Below are 19,084 nucleotides of genomic sequence, written 5' to 3' on the forward strand. Positions count from 1 at the left end.
GTTTTCCCTCCGTAGTTTCTTGCCGCTGGCATGATCCATTGATCATGCCAGATCATAATCGCCCTATTCAACAGCGTCCTTAAGTGTGTTGTGGTCCAGACCCTGCTCTTTTAACGCCCAAATCTCCCAGCCAAACTGGTTTCCGTAAAGTTTAATAATCCTTTTTGGAGATCAGCAATGACTTATCGAATCTTAAGACTTCCCGAAGTTATGGCCCGCACCGGGCTCTCCCGTAGCACAATCTATCACTACATTTCGAAGGCGGCTTTTCCAAAGCCTGTAAGTCTTGGCGTCCGCGCCGTGGGATGGGTTGAGGGTGAAATCCAGGAATGGTTGCACCTTCAAATAGAATCGAGTCGGAAAAGTGGAGACGCAAGCGGAGGGCGCTCAAGATGACCTCAAAAACAGAAAGACGCTCTGACACACATCATAAAGACCGAAGGACTTTGAGCTCTAAACGCTTTGTCAATATTGCAAAGTTCTTTCAGTCGGGAATTGTCACTTTGGCGTTATGGGGATGGTTCCCTTTTGGATTGGCAGATTGGATCAGCCGATGGGGAGGGCGTCATGACGACTGATATTGTTTCAGAGTTTATAAATGTTATGAGATCCGCTGGCCTGAAACCTCCCGGCTTTATAGAACCCGGAAAACTGTATCGGTTCCCCGGTTCCGGAAAGGGCAAGGGCAATACTGCGGGATGGTGTCGGTTGTTCGACGATCAACGAGGCGGATGTTTTGGCGATTGGTCCACGGGGTTGGATGAACACTGGCAAGCTACTCGAACAGAATCCTTCAGTCTAAAAGATAAGGCCGTTTTCAATCGTCGGATCACTGAAGCGAGGGTGCAAGTCAACGCCGAAAAGGATATCGAACATACGCAAGTGAATAAAAAGGCGGTGACAATATGGGAATCGGCAACTCCTGTTAAGAGCAGTCATCCTTACCTTGTTCGCAAGCGCATATGTGCGCACGGCACACGAACATATAAAGGGGCCTTGCTGATTCCCATTTATCACGGTGATACTTTGTCTTCACTCCAATTCATAACGCCCGAAGGAAGAAAGCAGTTTTTAGCAGGAAGGAGAGTTTCTGGCGGTTTTTATATTATTGGCTCCACTCATAACGCAAAGAGATATTGCGTTGCCGAAGGTTTTGCGACGGGAGCCACAATTCATGAAGCAACAGGGCTCCCTGTTGCCGTCGCTTTTAACGCAGGAAACTTAAGGTCGGTAGCAGTGAACCTTCAGGAATATTACGGCAACCCTGAAATCATTCTATGCTCCGATGACGACGCCAAGACTGAGGGGAATCCAGGTCTTACTAAATCAAGGGAAGCGGCGCAAGCAGTTAATGGCTTGGTTGCAATTCCGGATTTTGGGAATAATCGGCTTGATGGTGCAACCGATTTCAACGATATGGCGGCGCAAGCGGGATTGGATAAAGTAAAGCAGTCGGTCGAGAGGGCGCATCCCAGTGAACCCGTTCCATCAGAGACCGAATATTTGGATTCTAAGGTTCGATGGCCAGATCCTCTTGCGGAAGAAGCCTTTTACGGACTTGCCGGGAAAATTGTAAAAGCAATTGAACCGCACACAGAAGCGGACCCCGTGGCGTTGCTCATTCAATTGTTCATTGCATTTGGAAATATCGCAGGTCGTAATCCGTGTTTTAAAGTCGAGGCGGACCGACATGGAATGAACCTTTTTGCTTGTCTGGTGGGCTCCACTTCAAAGGGGCGTAAAGGAACCTCAAAGGGCCATGTCATAAATCTGTTTAAAAGTATTTCGGCTGAATGGGTTAGCGAGTGCAATCACAGTGGCCTGTCCAGCGGAGAAGGGTTGATCTGGATAGCGCGAGACCCTATAGAAAAACGAAGTCCAGTAAGGCAAAAAGGGAAAATTATCGACTACGAAAAGGAGATTGTTGATGAAGGTGTTGCGGACAAGCGGGTTCTGGTATGGGAAACGGAGTTTGCCAATACCCTTCAGGTGTTAAAGCGAGAGGCCAACACTTTGAGTCCGGTGGTGCGTAATGCCTGGGACGGATTAGACCTTCGCATCATGACCAAAAATAATTCTGCCAAAGCCAGTGATCCTCATATTTCAATCATGGGCCATGTAACCAAGGATGAACTCCAGCGGCATTTGGACACCACAGAATGCGCTAATGGTTTTGCAAATCGCTTTTTATGGTTATGCGTTAAAAGAAGCAACATTCTCCCAGAAGGAGGGCGTATATGCGAAGTTGATTTTTCATCCATGGTCAAGCGACTGACTGAGGCCGTCAAGTTTGCCCAAGAGACGGAAGAAATCATACGTGACGAGGATGCGCGAGCGATATGGATCGGGGTCTATGAAGAACTATCCGAAGGCAAAGCAGGGCTTTTAGGTTCGGTGATTGCCAGAGCAGAAGCACAGGTCATGCGTTTGTCTTGTATTTACGCGCTCCTTGATCGATCTCCAATCGTTAGGGCGGAGCACATGATGGCGGCGTTGGCACTTTGGGAATATTGCGAGGCTTCCGCCCGATTCGTATTTGGCGGTTCTCTTGGCGATCCCGTTGCAGATGAAATCAAACGAGCGTTGGATTACAAACCCGAGGGACTGACTCGAACTGAGATCAGTAATTTATTTAAAAGAAATAAAGCCAGCGATCAGATCGGACGTGCCTTGAACGTTTTGGCAGATGCTGGTCTGGCTTATTGTTCGACCAAGTCCTCAGGCGGAGGACGCCCAACCGAACTCTGGTATTCAATGAAACACACAACGAAAAAAACGAAATCTACGAAATAAGCCATCGCTGGATAATTCTTTATTCGTATAATTCGTTAAGTTCGTAAGAGGATAAAACAATGAGTCGATACCTTGATTTAGCCCGAAGGGCATTAAATGAAAAAAGGAGTCTTCCCGAATCATCTTCTTGCAAGCAAGGTGATGAGGATGTTTCATTTCCAGAACCTTATTTCAGGGAGAATGGAAGTTTGGTGATTCCTTCAAATTCAAATCCCCGTTATCACTGGTGGAATGGCGGTTTGTCTATTCAGGAAACTATTCGGGAGATAAGGCGCAAGAATAAGACCGGATAAAAAAATTTTTACTATTTGATGATTCAACATTCGTGGCTGATATTTGATTTGGGATTGTATTGACCTGTATAGAGTTTAAGTCGATCTGACTGGAGCGTAAATCATAGTTGGTCGTATCTGTAAGCGATTCCAGAGATCTAGAACGGGAATTGGTAGAATCCAGTTAAATTCGATACAGTTTTTTTGTTGGCTCTTCAAAGTTTTTAAAGTAACAATTTTGCTAATGATTTCGGGAAAATATGAGGGCAGGATATGGGCGGTTTGGGTAGCGGGAGGCGATGGTTTTATGGGGCAAATGAAACGACTGGGGACTATAGGGCAATAGACGTGAGGCGTTGGCAGAGAGATAAGTTATTGGTCCCAAATCAGTCCTTCGGATGGAGTTGGTCGCAAGAGGGGCAAAGCGTTGCGTCCATTCAGGTGCATGCTGAAAGGGATAGAATATTCCTTGTCTATCGCCATCGAAAACATGGGGGTGACTGGAAAGACGAAAATTATTCCGTAATGTTGCAATGGACCCTGTGCAATTTTGGCGGGAAAAGGCCCTGGTTTTTGTGTCCTGTAAAAAGTTGCGTTCGCCGAGTCGCAATTTTGTACGGTGGAGAAATATTAGCATGTCGGCGCTGCTATCAACTCGCGTACCCCAGCCAAAGGGAACCTGATTATGAACGTTCAGCAATGCGAGCCGAGAAAATAAGAGATCGACTGGGTTGGGAGCCAGGTTTCCTAAATGGTGAAGGTTTGAGGCCAAAGGGAATGCATGGGCGTACTTTCGAGCGGTTGAAGGCCGAACACGATACCCTGGTATCTCAATCTGTTGCGAAAATGGAGTCCAGATTTGGAATTAATTTATAGAAATCGTTGGTCAACCAGCGCCTTGCAATTCCCTCCAGCCTTTAGCTCCATACTTTCTGAGAACAAATAGATGTGTCGGCTCCTTGAATGAATATTTTTCAGCCATACGTTGCATGAAATTCAACCGGGAATCTTCGTCCTTTTCATCCTCCGCAGTGGGTTCCTCAGGGAATGCCATCGGATAAAGTGTTTTACCATCCTCATAAGTCGGGTTGTCAGGGAAATTATAGTTTGCATACTCATGGTAATATTCAGAAACCGCGAAGTCATAAAATGATTCTTGCTCCGACAGCCCCCACACTGCGTTTGGATCAGCGCCATAGCTACAAAGTAACTCAATCATTTCTGCGTCCATTGCCCACATGGCGCTATCCAGTGGTCCTAATTTTTCAATCCCATCCTCCTCTAATATATTGGGGTCCGCGCCGTTATCTAATAAGAATTTGACAACTTCATATCTCTTGCCATCTTTGTCGTAATTATAGATATTGCTGCAAACTGCCGAGAGTATGGATTCCCCATATTTACTTGTTTCATTTATATCCACGCCTTCCTCTAAGACGGCAGAGATTTTTGAGATATTAAGGGTCTCGCATGCGTCTATTATTTTTTTTCTTAATTCGCTCATTTCTTGTATCGCTATTAATATAACCTTGTTTGGTATCACAACAGGGCCTGAGACTCACCCATTATCTATGTAGGTCGCATTTAAGAAAAATCGGCTATACTTGCCGTCTGTATTCGCCATTTTTTCGGCAAATTACTTAGGCGTTAATTTGTCCAAAGAACTGTGTGGACGAAACGTATTATACTCTTCTCTCCAGGATTTGATCTTCTCCTTTAAGACTTCGTGCTGTTAGCTCTGATCGGTATACATCGGTTTCAGTCGGAGATTTTCGCCCACAAGTTCTTTCAGTCTTTTTAATATACTAGGCTGTGCCGCCATACTTAGACATCCAGTTGTAGTGGGTCGCATCCGATACGCCGCAAATAATAAACAATTTGAATTATCCGGAAAGAAGATTAGTTAATCAAATGGCGCTTAAATCCAATACCCAGCGGGACTACTGTTAGGCGGATACTATACTTGTACATTTAGGGAGGGGTGCATCATCACTGCGCAGTTTTCTGCAAAGAAAATAATACCTGGTTAATTTTCTCCTCCAACTGGTAACTAGTAAATGGTTTGAGCAAATATTGGCTGGCTCCAGATCTAATAATTTCCATTATCATATCCTTCCTGTTTTCTTCAGACACTACAATCACAGGAATATTTTTGTATTTAGGTGTTTCCCGTATCGTAGTAACCAGTTCTAATCCAGACATTTGGGGCATATAGAGATCAGTGATCATCAGATGGATGTCGTCCGACTTCAATATTCTCAAAGCCATGGGGCCACTGGAAGCTTCAATAATATTTGAGGAACTGTAACCCAATTGCCGCGCAACCTTCCTATAGGCCGAACGCATGGTTGGTATATCATCAACCAAAAGTAATTTATCCTCGTCTTTATTTTTCAACATTACAGGAAGCGCTGTTTTAATCTTTTGAATGGATTCTTTCTTAAAAACAAAATCATTCTGTGGTGGAAATCCCTTGAGTTCTTCATTGTCTTTATATTTTTCTTTTATCTGCTTCAGATTGGGCGCCATTTCCAAAAAGCTAGCAACAAGAGATGGGTCAAAATCAATACTGGATCGCTTTTTCAAGAAAGCAAGCCCTTCAGAAATAGAAGCTCCTGCATTGCCATCTTGACTGCGGGTCATTGAATCGAATTGGTCCGCGATAGAGACGATTCTTGCCTCAAGCGAAATCTCTTCCCTTTTCATGCCGTGGGGATATCCTTTTCCGTTCCATTTCTCATGGTGTTGCAAAGCAATCTGCCTTGCCATTTTCATTAGAAGAGAATCACTTCCGGACAAAAGGTCTGCGCCAATGGTTGTATGGCTCTTCATGATTTCCCATTCTTCGAGACTGAGTTCTTCTTTTTTATTCAAGATGGGCAGGGGGACTGCAATCATTCCAATATCGTAGGTGGAAGAGGCAAGTTTGATATTTTGAGCACGTTGCTCTGAAAGCCCAATTTTTTTTGCCAAAAGGTGGCTATAATGACTGACGCGAATATAATTATCCACATCACCTTTTGAAAAGACCCGGTTTGCCCTGCTTAGACACTGAATGAGATCAATATCAGGATCATGGGATTTTCTTGCCAACTCCCGGGCTTTTTTGTTTAGGATTTCTTCCTTTTGATGCCGCGCTGATAACAATCTATTTTTCAACTTCAGGATATTCTTAATTCTTAAAATCACTTCGGTGTAATCAAAAGGTTTGCTCAGGAAATCATTTGCCCCTTCGCTCAAGGCTTTCATCCGGATAACAGATTCATCCTCAGCCGTCAAAACCATGATCACTGGTGGAACGATGTCCTCATTCGCATTAATTTCTTGCATAATCTGGAATCCATCTGGCGCGGGCATTCTTAAATCAAGTAAAAGAAGATCTGGATGAAAAGAATGGTACACTTCAGTAAATTTTTTTGACTTCTGTTCGCTTTTATAATTGTTGAAACCAGCCGATTCCAGCGTTTTCTCAAGGAGTCTGATATTTGATATTTCATCATCAATGATCAAAATCTTACTGTTGTAAATGTCAAAATTGGCAGTCATTTTTGGAACTCAAATAAATATTATCAATAACTCTAGTTAAATCGAGTCGAACGGTAATTGCTTCAACAGTCGGAAAATCCCTCCATAATTTTTAAAAATTCAGGCAGACTTGTTTTAAAAATTTTGACCAGTTCGGGGTCAAACATTATTCCTGAGTTATTCTCCATCTCAGTTACCGTGTCTTCAATCGACCAACTTTCCTTGTAGGGACGTTTGCTACAGAGGGCGTCAAAGACATCGGCGAGTATTACGATTCGTCCTTCAATGGGTATTTCTTCCCCTTTCAATCCTTTAGGATAACCGCCTCCCGCCCACTGTTCGTGATGGGTCAAGGCGATGGTTTCAGCCTTAAGCATGATTTCGGAAGTGCCGGATGAGAGAATCTGACCGCCTATTTCAGCATGGGTTTTCATGATTTCCCACTCCTCTTCTGTTAATTTCCCTGGCTTTAACAGGATGCCGTCTGGGATACCAATCTTGCCCACGTCATGCATCGGACTTGCGTGTTGTATCAATTTGCATTCCTTATCAGACAATCCTGCCGCCCTTGCAAGGATTTCGCTGTAAAGACTCATTCGTAGTACATGCATGCCAGTTTCATTATCCCGGTATTCAGCGGCCTTGCTCAATCGTTGAAGGGCCTCCATACGTGAGACTTCAAGTTCATAAGTTCTCTCGCTCACTTTTCTGTCGAGTATCTCATTCTGTTGAAGCGCCTGTTTGTATAGCAGGCGGACTGTCATAATATTTTTGATACGCGTCAGAACTTCCACATAACTGAACGGTTTGGATAAAAAATCTATAGCGCCGGCTCTCAATGCTTTCACGCGTATCTCATCGTCCTTTTGAGCCGTCAATACCAATACGGGGGGAGAACTGCCGTTGCTCTGTATCACTTTCTCCATAATTTGAAATCCATCCAAGTGAGGCATGTTCAGATCAAGCAGTAAGATGTCAGGTTCAACTGCTTCATACAGAGCTTCTGCCTTTCTTGAATCTTCCACTGAATGTATGGAGCTATAGCCTTCTTGTTGAAGCATTTTTTCAAGCAAGAGAACATTGGCATGTTCATCATCCACAATCATTATTTTGCCCTGCTTTATAGACTCCTGGCATATCATACTAATACCTCCTGAAAAAAACATTAAGATGCTCAAATTGATCTAAGTTCTGATTCAATCAAGTCAAACAACTTATCAATATCAATAGGTTTGGGAACAAAATGATTGAAACCAGCAAGCAAAGCACGTTCAATATCCTTTTCGGATGCTTTGGCGCTCAGCGCTATGACCGGTATATTTTTTGTTTCAGATAATCTTTTGAGCGTGCGCAATGTGGAATAACCATCCATTCCAGGAAGATTGATATCCATCAATATCAAATCAGGAAGGGTTGCCATAGCCAAATCTATTCCAATGCCACCCTCATGGGCTGTTAATAAATCAAATCCCTTTTTCCCGGAAAACAATTTTTCCATCAACCTGTGATTTGCAGGATTATCTTCAATATAAATGATTTTTTTACTTTCACCGGAGTTTTCGATTAATGCTTCATCAACATTCTCTGGCGTTGGATCATTTAGGTCAGTTGCCTCAGCTTTTTGTAATTCTACAGAGAAACAACTCCCGCCTTCCGAACAGTTTTCGAAGCAGATTGAGCCTTTCATAAGTTCAGTCAATCGTTTGCATAGCGTGAGCCCTATTCCAGTCCCTTCCACATCGCCATTATCGGCATTGAGTCGATCAAAGGGCTGGAATAAACGCGACTGCAATTCTTCAGGGATTCCGACTCCTGTATCCTTGACAGAAATACGGATTGTTGTTTCAGAATTCACTTCACAGCGCAACCAGACTTTTCCACCAGCAGGAGTGTATTTGATTCCATTTGATAATAAATTCATCAATACCTGTTTTAATCGAATGCGGTCGGCATAAGCAAATACGGACTGACCCATAGAAACTTCATTGATCAACTCAATAGAGTTTTTGACTGCAACTTGCTTCATTACATCGGCAACATCATTCAATAGTGAAGAAACACAAACAGGTTCCATCGAAAGCGAAATGTCTCCCTTATCAATTTCAGAGAGCTCCAAAACCTCATTGATCAGGAAAAGAAGCCTTTCCCCGGCCTTACAAATTTCCATGATATTTTCTTTCTGATCGGGCGTTAGGCTTTGATTCGGATTGTTATACGTCAACTGAGCGAACCCCAGTATTGCGTTCATAGGGGTGCGTAATTCATGGCTCATGCGTGAAAGAAACTCAGATTTCGCTTTACTCGCTTGTTCGGCCTCTTCCTTTAATTTGATCATCAATGCTTCTCTTTTTTTACGTACGCCGATGTCTTTGAATGTAAGTACGCAACCCAGGGTTTCATCATCCCTCTTAATCGGGGCTAATGTAAACTCGGCGTCAAAAATTTCGCCAGTATTTTTATGAAACTCATCTTCAACCGATTCATACAAATTGCCCTCTCGAATGATCTGCGCCAGATGCTCTCTTGACTTTATAAAAGAGCGACCGTTTCTGCCAATCGGTTGAACCAGGCTAAAAAAATCTTGTCCAATGGCTTCGGTCTCCTGAAAACCAAGGATTTTGGAGGCAGATGGGTTCATAAAATATACCTTCCCGTTCATATCCAACCGACAAACGCCTTCAGCAATTGAATTCAGAAGTATTTCCAATTGATTAGTGATTTCCAGATTTTTTTGGCGCGATTCGACAATGTCGGAAATATCGCTGATGATGCAACAAATAATGGCGCCCGCATCTATTTTGACTTTACTGGCTCTGATCTCGATTGGGAACCGTTCTTTGTTTTTGGACACCCCCCATAAGTGAGGATCACTCTTGTCACGAACCTTGGCAAAAATCTGATTGAATACCGATGCATGCGTGGATGAATTATCCTGTTGGTTATCGGAGTCCGAAATAATATGGCTTATATCTTTACCAATGATTTCCGACGCTGAGAATTTAAAAACGCGTTCTGCCGAGGGGTTGAATGAAAGGATTACTCCTTTCATATCTGTGAAGATAATTGGATCAATAGAGGATTTGATAACTGCTTTATAATACTTATTTGAAATGGATAAATTGATGTCGGCACGTTTCCTTTTCCAAAAAGACCAAACGCTAATTGCGGTGAGCAGACACAATCCTATGAGTACATCGTAGAAAAGCGCTTGTAACATATTTACAGCGCTGTAGGCTTCTTTCAGATCAATTTCTTTGGTAAATCCCATATCATATTCCGGCAACCAGGTCCATGCGCCCACAACGGGAACACCTCGGTAATCATTATAGCCTTCAACGTTCACGCCGCTGTTCCCCTGCGTGGCCTCTGCGGCCATGAATGTAAGCGGCCATTGATCTGGAGGCGTCTCAGGCGTAAACCCCTCCACTAAATTTCCGCCAGGGTTTCGTATATTGACCGCAAGCAGTGAATGGCTCCATAATTCGTTAGGGATTATTCCAATCGCGCGCAAATGATCAAGAAACCGCGTGTCGGAGAGCATCCTTCCATCCTTGGAAAAGGCATATGCCTCCCCGGTTGACCCTGTGCGCGCTCCCATAAAAATTTTACTGAATTCGGTTTCAGGCTTTAGACGGAAAGCCATGACGCCAATAATTTCATCATGAAGATTCTTCACAGGGTACGAAATAAACATGGTGGGCATACCAGGACGCAACTTTCCATCCTCACCAACCAAATTAATTTCTGAAATAAAAGGGAGGCTAAGGCAGACCTCCCCCTTTAAAGAACGGGAAAAAAAATCTGAATAACCCATCAAATTATTTTCCCCAACAGCGGAGTCAAGCAATGCGGCGACCTGACGACCCGAAGTATTGAACAGGACATAGCCGACAAAATCCATACTCTCGACAATGGGAGCCAGGTGGTTCTTCAACGCAATCGCTTCCTCAAGCGCAAGCAAATCATTTTTTTCAAAATCGTTGTCTTGGGTTTTTTCCAAAATACTCAGAATATTTTTTTGGGTTTGATCTTCATTCATCAAGAAATAAGCGACCCCTTTTTTTTCCTTTACCCATATTTCAAACACTTCTAGCGTAGTGTTTAATGACAGAGACAAATTTTCCGTTATGTTATTCTTCAAATGATTCTGCACTGAATTTAGAACATAAAAACCGGAAGATATAATTAAGGCCATGATTGTCAGCGCCGTAATTGCATATTTGACAAAGGTCATTTCCAAAAACTTCTTATCAATCGTTTTGATTCTTTTAGTCATCTTTCATACCTTTAACAGTAGTGACAACCATGGCGTACATGAACTGTAGAACAGCATATTGTTGCCAATCATAAAGTCATTAGATGTATCCGATGTTAAAATTCAATATCCGTCACCAGATCCTAGACCGATTTGCTTTTAACCGTACTTAGAATGCAACGAGTTAGCGCATACAAATCAACGGGTTTCGTGAGGTAGTCATCAAACCCAATTTCCAACGCTCTTCTCTTGTCTGTTTTCATGGCATTCGCGCTCAATCCAATAATCGGAATTCTGGGAAAATCATCGTCTTCCCGAAGCAAGCGACATAATTCGAGTCCGCTCATACCTGGAAGATTTATGTCTAGTAACAGGATGTCTGGAACATCTCGCTTGACAACTTCTAATCCAATTTCCGCAGTAACAGCTGTTTTGAGCGATACAAGGGGATAGGCGTCTAAAAATTTTTCAATCAAAAGTAAATTAGCGGGATTGTCTTCAATATATAAAATCTCTATCTCCTCCTGAATAGAATTCAAACTCTCAGGAGGCGCTGAATCTTTGTTAATGGAAGTGTGTTGTTGTTCCTTAAATTGTACTTTTTCGCATAGCGGCAAGGAAACCTCGAACGAACTGCCTTTGCCCAGAGTACTGGTTACCCTTAAGGATCCTTCCATCGCTTCGATCAGTTTTTTGGTTATGGACAACCCAATGCCAGTGCCTTCTATTTGCGAACCTTCTGCATCTCCTCGATTGAAGGGTTCAAAAATATTTTTAAGGCTTTCCTCGCTGATTCCCAATCCGTTGTCAACAACAGTAAAAAGCACATGTTTGTTTGAAGTTTCATCGATGTCGCAGCCAAGAATAACCGTCCCATTAGGTCTGTTGTATTTGAAGGAGTTTGACAGCAAATTCAGGAGCACTTGCTTGGTCCGGGTTAAATCACCTTTAAAAAATATGTCTCTTGGGCAATTGTTATTAACTTCCAGTTTTATGTTTAGCTCGCTACCCATCGTGCGTACAAGGTCGTGTATTTCTTGAATCAGATCGTACGCGACAATGGGTTCCATCGATAAAAATGTTTTTTCGGCTTCAATTTTTGAGAGGTCAAGAATGTCATTGATCAAACCAAGAAGGTGCTTTCCGGCTGAAAGGATTTGTCCGATGTTTTCATTCTGACTCTCAGTTAAAACTTCGTTTGGATTTTGTTGCATCAATTGTGAAAACCCAATGATGGCATTCAAAGGCGTTCTCAGTTCATGACTCATGTTCGCTAAAAATGTTGACTTCGCATGGTTAGCCTTTAACGCTTCATTCTTTGCTTCAATCAAGCTGGTTTCATAGGTTTCTCGCTGGGTTACATCCCTGATGCTGGAAGTATAGAGGCGCTGTCCATCAATGGTAATATGGCTGATTCCCATCTCCCCGGGGAATGTCTGTCCATTCTTTCGACTGCCAATGATTCGCATGTTTGAGACCAGAATTTTTTTTCTCGGCTCCGAAATATGCTCTTTAATTGTATCCATGTAGGCCCGAAAGGAATGAATGTCCATGATTTTCTCAAGAGACTTTTCGATGATTTCCGCGAAAGTGTATTGAAACATTTTTTCAGCGGCCATATTGAATGATAAGATTGAGCCGGATTTGTCAGTGGTAATAACTGCGTCCTGAATATTATTGAGAACGGAATGAATTCTGATTTCACTTTCGGCGAGTTTATTTTTGGATACTTGTAATTTTCTAATTAAATCCTCTTGAATGATTTTCTGTTGGTGTATCTGCAGAAAAACATTCACCTTGCTAATCAGAATATCCGGGTCCAGAGGTTTTGACAGATAATCAACCGCTCCACTTTGGTAGCCTTGGAAAATATGATGCTGATCATTATTGATCGCCGTTACAAATATAATTGGAGTGTCTTTGGTTCCCTCATATTCTCTTATCAGAGCGGCCGTTTCAAAACCATCCATCCCATCCATCTGGACATCCAGTAATATCAGAGCCAGGCTATGACGCAGGATGATTGAAAGAGCCTCATTTCCCGAATTAGCGCTGATGATGTTCGCATCCACCCGACGAAGTAATTTTTCCAGAGCAAATATATTTTCTTGCCTGTCATCAACAATTAAAATGTTAGGAGTGAAAATTTTGCCATTCATTGAGTAACCTCCCCTTTTCTCATTAGATCTTGTAATAATCCCCCAATTTGTTCAGCGGCAACTATGTGATCTACCGGGGTAATTTCAAGCGCTCTGGCTGGCATGAATGGCGACTCTGCCGTTTCTGGATCCTGAACAATGGCGAGGCCACCCGCGTCTTTTATGGCTTTCAATCCCTTCGCGCCGTCTGCGTTGGCTCCTGTCAGCAAAATACCTATCAGGGACTGTCCATAAGCTTCCGCGGCTGATTGGAACAGGACATCGATGGAGGGTCGTGAATAATTTACCAGCGGGTCGATGCTTAAACTGAAGCTTTTATCTGTTTCGATTAGCAAGTGATAACCTCCTGGAGCCAGATAAATATTTGAATGCATGGGCACGATCTTTTCTTCGGCTTCTGATACGTTTAAATTAGCAATATGATTTAATGTGTTAGCTACCGAGCCATTGGAACCCTTCCACACATGTTGGACGACAACAATGGGAACCGGGAATTCTGCGGGTAAATCTTTCAACAATTGACCTAATACTTTAAAACTACCCGCGGATCCACCCAGGACGATCATCTCATACTGTTTAGTTCCCATTGGAGCCCGTTATTTTTCTGAAGATTTTTTCTTGCTTAAAACTGACCTCATACTGAGGAGCGAGTTCAGAAAACTTGATTGTTTCCTTACTGCCAAGGCAGAGAAATCCCAAAGGACTCAAGCTGTCGGTAAACAACGTAAAGACCCGTTCCTGCAAGCTTTTATCAAAATAAATCAGAACATTACGGCAGATAATGACATTCATTTCGCCAAAAACTCCATCCGTCGCAAGATTATGCGTAGAAAAAACTATATTTTTTTGCAGGAAGTCATGCAATTTGAAATATCCGTATTTTTCCTGGCAATAGTTCCTGAAGGATGATTTGGGCGCCGTTTCCAAATAGTTTTTATTAAAACTCTCCAGCGCATCAGATGAATAAATCCCTTTTTTTGCAACGTCCAGAGATAAGGAATTGAAATCGGTTGCATAGATGATACTGCGTTCCAGAAACTGTTCCTCATGCAGTATTATTGCCAGAGAGTAAACCTCTTCTCCAGTCGAACAACCGGCGTGCCAGATTTTCACAAAAGGATAGGTTTTTAGAATCGGAATGATTTGTTTGCGAAAAGCTATAAAAAACGGTGGATCACGAAACATTTCGGTGATGCCAACAGATATGGTCAACATGAACATATCAAAGGCATCCTTATCTTTTAATAAAAGAGGAATCAAATCAGAGTAGCAATCGACATCTTTTTTTTCCATGTAGATTTGGATTCTCCTCCTCAGTGAGGCTTTACTATAATTTCTTAAGTCGACGCCATACCTCCGGTACATGCCTTCGAGAAGCAAATCCAGTTCAATTGCCGCGACTTCAACAGGAGTCATTTTTCCACCATCAACAGTACGCGCATCAACGTCAGCAACATGTCAATATCAACTGGCTTTGGAATATAATCATTCGCACCTTTTTCCAGACATTTTGCCCGATCCTCCATCATTGCCTTTGCCGTCAATGCAATGATGGGAAGATTCGAGAACTTTTTTTGAGCCCTGATCTCTTCCATTGCCTGGTACCCATCCATCACCGGCATCATGATATCCATCAACACGATATCAATGCCCGGATCCTGCGCCAGTTTCTCCAGGGCCATTTTGCCGTTATCTGCCATGGAAACGGTTAATCCCTGTTTCTTTAAAACTTTAGACAGGGCAAACGTGTTACGCATGTCGTCATCGACAATCAAAACATGTCTCTCCTTAAGAGGATCCTGCTTGATTATATTTTTGGAGCGGATTTTCTTTTGTTCATCCGTCATCTTGGATTCGACGCTGTGTAGAAATAGCGATACTTCATCCAGCAACCGTTCTGGAGAATCAGCGCCCTTGACCACAATGCTCTGGGAATATTTTTGCAGTTCGTTATTTTCTTCCTGGGTCAGTTCTTTTCCTGTGTACACAATGATGGGAGGGCACCTGAGAGATTCATCGTTTTTAATAATCTTGAGCAGTTCAAATCCCGACAAATCTGGCAACTGCAAATCCAGAATCACACAATCGAATTTGCTGGAGTTGATCTCATTCAAAGCGCCTTTTCCTGTGGCGACGCTGACCGACTCAACATCTTTTGAACCCACCAGTTTCTTGATGGCTTTTTGGCTTCCTTCATCATCTTCGACTATCAGAACGCGTTTTATCTTTGTTCTGATTAGTACTTCAATTTCAGAGAGCGTGTTTTTCAAATCCTCTTCACTGACAGGCTTCATGAGGTAGCCCATGGCCCCTTTTTCCATGAGGTCAACCTTGTCATCCCTGCCGGAAATAACATGTATCGGAATGTGACGAGTCGTCGGGTTATATTTCAATTGTTCCAATACATTGGCCCCGTCGAGATCGGGGAGTCCCAGATCTAACAAGATAACATCGGGTTTAAATTTATTGGCCAGGGTGAGCCCATCCTTTCCGGTTCCCGCGGTAAGGCACTTGAATCCCCGTTTTCTTGAAATTTTGACCAGAATTTTTGCAAATGTCTTTTCATCCTCAATGATCAGAATGGTCTTGTCTCCAGAGCCTAGATTTTCACGGTCATCAGGGACATAGGATTCCGCAATCGTTGCAGTTGCCAATGACGTTTTGGGATCTAAATCCGAATCTTCTAAAGAGTCTTCTACCGGCTCAGACTCAATAACCGGCCTTACGACTGCTCCTTTAACGGGGGTATTTTCTTCTGCATTTTCTCCCTTATACACCGGGGGAAAACAAAAGGTGAACTCGCTACCCTTGCCTTTTTCACTTGAAAAAATAATATCTCCGCCTATCAACCGTGCCATTTGCTTGGAAATGGTAAGGCCCAGGCCGGTTCCGCCATGCCGTCGACTCGTTGAACCATCTTCCTGCCTGAAAGCTTCAAATATATTCCTTTGACTTTCTTGTGAGATGCCAGCGCCTGAATCCGCTACAGAAATGGCAAGACAGGATGAATCATTCAAATGAGGAGGTAGTTCCCCGATAACATCTTCCGGTTTTAAAATTCTGATGGAAACATGACCTTGTTCAGTGAATTTGAATGCATTCGAAAGCAGATTTTTTAGAATCTGTTTGACCCGCTGACAGTCTGTTTTCATATAATTCACATGCCCGTTACGCTTCTCGATATTAAAATCGAGTTTCTTCTGCTTGGCTAATGGAGCGAACTGTCTTTTTACTTCACCAATCAGGGCATCCAGATTCTCTTCATCCAGTACAATTTTCATTTTACCGGCTTCAATTTTTGACAGATCCAAAATGTCGTTGATCAATTCCAGCAGATCCCTTCCGCCCTGATGAATGACCTTCATTGATTCCAGTTGTTCTTCAGTCAAGTTTTCGTTGTCGCATTCCAGTAAATCCTTGGACAGGATAAGCAGGCTGTTAAGAGGCGTTCTGAGTTCATGCGACATGTTGGCCAGGAATTCAGATTTATACTTGCTCGCCGTCTCGAGATCCTTGGCTTTATCTTCCAACATCTGATTGAATTTTTCGATCGCATCGGTTTTTTCTTTTACTTCTCTATTTTTTTGTTCCAGGTATTCTGTTTTTTCTTCCAGTTCCTCATTCTGAGCCTGAAGTTCTTCGCTCTGGTTTTTTAATTCTTCTTCGCTTTGTTTTAAAATTTCAGCTTTTTCTTCCAGTTCTTCATTTGTGGTTCTCAATTCTTCAGATTGAATCTGAATTTGCTGATTTAATTCCTGGGCTTCCTTCAGAAGATTTTCAGTGTTAATCCTTCCTTCAATGCTTTCGAGGATGACTCCCAACGTGCTAGAAATTTCATTCAACAGATTTTCCTGTTTTGGTGAAATATCATTGACGGTTCCGATTTCAATCACTCCCTTGACTTCATCTTCAAATACAATCGGAGTTACTATAATGTGCCTGGGCTTGCATTCTCCCAGACCGGAGTTAATCTGCACATAATCGTCCGGGACATTACTGATCTGGATGGGTTTACGCTCCAGGGCACATTGCCCCACCAGACCTTCGCCAAACTGATAAGCGTCTGAAAGGTTTTTACGCCTGGTATAAGCGTAAGAACCTATGAGAGACAAATGATCACTCCCATTCCGGGATGCTTGATAAAAGAGACCGAGTTGCCCGTCAATTCTCGTAGTCAACTCTCCTATCAAGGTTCCTGCAAATGCTTCTATAGAGTTCAAGCCCTGTAACTTTCCTGTGACTTCGGATAAATTCGATTTAACCCAATTACTTTCAGAGATTTTTTCGCTTTCTTCTTTCAAGCCTTCAGTCAGTTTTTTCAGATTGACCTGCATCAGACTCATGGCGTCTCCCAACAACTCCATTTCCTTCATTCCCTTCAAATTAAACTTAAAATCAAAGTCTCCCGAGGAAATAGCGTTGGCCGCGTCAATGGTATTGGTCACAGCCCTTTGAATGGAGCGCGCAACCAGAATGGATATAATAAGCGCAAGGAGGATTGCAAAAGCGAGCAGTGTCCATTGCAACCGAATCATGCCTGAAACCAGGCCCATAACGGCTGAGAGGCCCTTATTCGCTTCAATTTTATTAAAATCAGCAATATTTCTGGTTAACGCTGTGATCTCATTGGCTAGGGGCACCGCATTTTGTCTCAATAATTTGATGGAAATATTCCAGTCTTCCCCCTTTCGATAGTTAAACATCTTTCCTGGCAAAGGGCTGAAGGCTTCACGTAACTGTTCGATTTTAGTGAAACCTTGCAATTGTTCTGAAGTCATTAATTCTTTTTGCTTCCTCAGTGATTGGTAGGCATTTTCATTCGTCGACCAATTCGCATTGAATTGTTTTTCGAACTGCTGTTGTCCAGATATTAGAAAAGCCCTGATATTGGCCAGACTCATGGCCCAGGACCCTCGGAAGTTTGCCATATCCATCAACAGGTCTTTTCTCGCTTTATCGCTTTTAAGCTTTTGCTCGGCATCAATCATGCCAGTAACCTGATCCACAATGGCATTTGCCTTGGGCAAGGCTTCAGCCTGAAGAATTTTCAAGGCCGGTTGGTTGTCATCCGAACTTGCCATATTTTCAATTTCAGCCTGAAATTGCTCAAGACGTTGCAGTTTTAATTGAAGCTTTTCCAGATCCGATAGTGCATCTGAATCGTTTCTTAAAATCATTTTCAGGGCGCTGAAATCGCTATAGATATCCTCTTCCCATATTTTTTGTCTCTTTTCTTTGAGTTGATCGCTTCCGACCAAAAGGTAACCCCTCAGCGCTGACAGGGAAGCGTAGATACTGTTCTGTAATTTAGAACTATGCATTGCCGCAGGAAATTGGATATCCATATTTTTCTGGCTCAATTCGCGGATAGAATTCAATTCCTTTGCTGACGTAAATACAACGACCAGGATAATACCCATGATCAGGGCATATCCGATGCCAATTCTTTTAGATATTGAATTCAAGAACATTGTCTTAAATCTCCACATGAATGTTCGCTAATAGAAGCAGTTGCCCGCCAAACATAGATAGATCACAATAATAAACATTAATGGTTGTGGTAATGGTAATATTGTATGGCATAAACTTGATTTTGTAAATAGTGATAACTTGCCAAAAACTTATCAATCCGCTTATTTCGACAGTAGCGTATATCCCTGTTATCTGAAGGACAAACTTCTATTGGCTCTAGGCCTGAGACCATCAGTCTTGCATTGTTGCTTCGGAATGAATTAGTTATTTTCATATACTGATTTAGGTTCTTTTGGATGAGACCGTATTTCATCTATTCTGTATAGATACAACATATATCCATGTCATCCAGATCAATATGCGGAAAACTCCATAGATAACAGGTGCAACGCACTAAATTGACATCAGCATTCATCCTGCCCCCGCATAGGACAAAGTCCTATTCTCCATTATCTCCAGTATCTCCAGTATCGCCAAAACATGTGAGACAGGTTCGTAAATGATTGGGAGTACGCGTATAGTGGCAATGCAAATGATCTTAGACCGTTGCAATACCTATATACTTTGAGGGGAATTTCATATGTTGGAGAGAGCTAACGAACAACTAG

At 42.6% G+C, this 19,084-nt stretch carries 12 protein-coding genes and 1 pseudogene; 4 read left to right on the forward strand and 9 right to left on the reverse strand.

The features are described from left to right. The first annotated feature begins 177 nt into the window (after positions 1–177). The 4 genes and pseudogenes from G3M78_05185 to G3M78_05200 all read left to right on the forward strand — a co-directional run bounded on the left by G3M78_05185 (position 178) and on the right by G3M78_05200 (position 3,086). Complete coding sequence (locus tag G3M78_05185) at positions 178–396, forward strand: AlpA family transcriptional regulator (protein QPJ64813.1); 219 nt, start codon at positions 178–180, stop codon at positions 394–396. A gap of 171 nt (positions 397–567) precedes the next feature. Further along, positions 568–1,377: pseudogene (locus tag G3M78_05190) on the forward strand (toprim domain-containing protein). A 39-nt stretch (positions 1,378–1,416) separates the two neighbouring features. Next, a complete protein-coding gene (locus tag G3M78_05195) occupies positions 1,417–2,793 on the forward strand; it encodes a DUF3987 domain-containing protein (protein ID QPJ66770.1) in 1,377 nt (458 codons plus the stop codon). A gap of 59 nt (positions 2,794–2,852) precedes the next feature. Beyond that, entirely contained in the window at positions 2,853–3,086 is a 234-nt protein-coding gene (locus G3M78_05200; protein QPJ64814.1) for a hypothetical protein, read from the forward strand. Positions 3,087–3,951: 865 nt separating this feature from the next. Here the strand turns inward: G3M78_05200 and G3M78_05205 are convergent. The 9 genes from G3M78_05205 to G3M78_05245 all read right to left on the reverse strand — a co-directional run bounded on the left by G3M78_05205 (position 3,952) and on the right by G3M78_05245 (position 18,475). Then, positions 3,952–4,569 carry an ankyrin repeat domain-containing protein gene (locus G3M78_05205; GenBank protein ID QPJ64815.1) on the reverse strand — a complete coding sequence of 206 codons (618 nt, stop codon included), beginning with the start codon at positions 4,567–4,569 and terminating at the stop codon, positions 3,952–3,954. 132 nt (positions 4,570–4,701) lie between these two features. Further along, a complete protein-coding gene (locus G3M78_05210; protein QPJ66771.1) occupies positions 4,702–4,773 on the reverse strand; it encodes a transposase in 72 nt (23 codons plus the stop codon). Between the two features lie 281 nt (positions 4,774–5,054). Beyond that, on the reverse strand, positions 5,055–6,611 hold the full coding sequence (locus G3M78_05215) for a response regulator (GenBank protein QPJ64816.1): 1,557 nt from the start codon (positions 6,609–6,611) through the stop codon (positions 5,055–5,057). 62 nt (positions 6,612–6,673) lie between these two features. After that, entirely contained in the window at positions 6,674–7,732 is a 1,059-nt protein-coding gene (locus tag G3M78_05220) for a response regulator (protein QPJ64817.1), read from the reverse strand. Between the two features lie 32 nt (positions 7,733–7,764). Continuing rightward, positions 7,765–10,866 carry a PAS domain-containing protein gene (locus G3M78_05225; protein ID QPJ64818.1) on the reverse strand — a complete coding sequence of 1,034 codons (3,102 nt, stop codon included), beginning with the start codon at positions 10,864–10,866 and terminating at the stop codon, positions 7,765–7,767. Positions 10,867–10,988: 122 nt separating this feature from the next. Further along, positions 10,989–13,004, reverse strand: a complete 2,016-nt coding sequence (locus tag G3M78_05230) for a response regulator (protein ID QPJ64819.1) — start codon at positions 13,002–13,004, stop codon at positions 10,989–10,991. After that, entirely contained in the window at positions 13,001–13,591 is a 591-nt protein-coding gene (locus G3M78_05235; GenBank protein ID QPJ64820.1) for a chemotaxis protein CheB, read from the reverse strand. Before G3M78_05235 ends, G3M78_05230 begins: the two co-directional genes overlap by 4 nt. Next, positions 13,581–14,420 (reverse strand): protein-glutamate O-methyltransferase CheR, encoded by an 840-nt coding sequence (locus G3M78_05240; GenBank protein QPJ64821.1) that lies wholly within the window; start codon positions 14,418–14,420, stop codon positions 13,581–13,583. The genes G3M78_05235 and G3M78_05240 overlap by 11 nt, the downstream gene beginning before the upstream one ends. Further along, positions 14,417–18,475, reverse strand: coding sequence for a response regulator (locus G3M78_05245; GenBank protein ID QPJ64822.1), 4,059 nt, complete (start codon positions 18,473–18,475; stop codon positions 14,417–14,419). Before G3M78_05245 ends, G3M78_05240 begins: the two co-directional genes overlap by 4 nt. Positions 18,476–19,084 lie beyond the last annotated feature (609 nt).

The sequence above is a fragment of the Candidatus Nitrohelix vancouverensis genome, from assembly GCA_015698305.1.
Lineage (GTDB): Bacteria > Nitrospinota > Nitrospinia > Nitrospinales > VA-1 > Nitrohelix > Nitrohelix vancouverensis.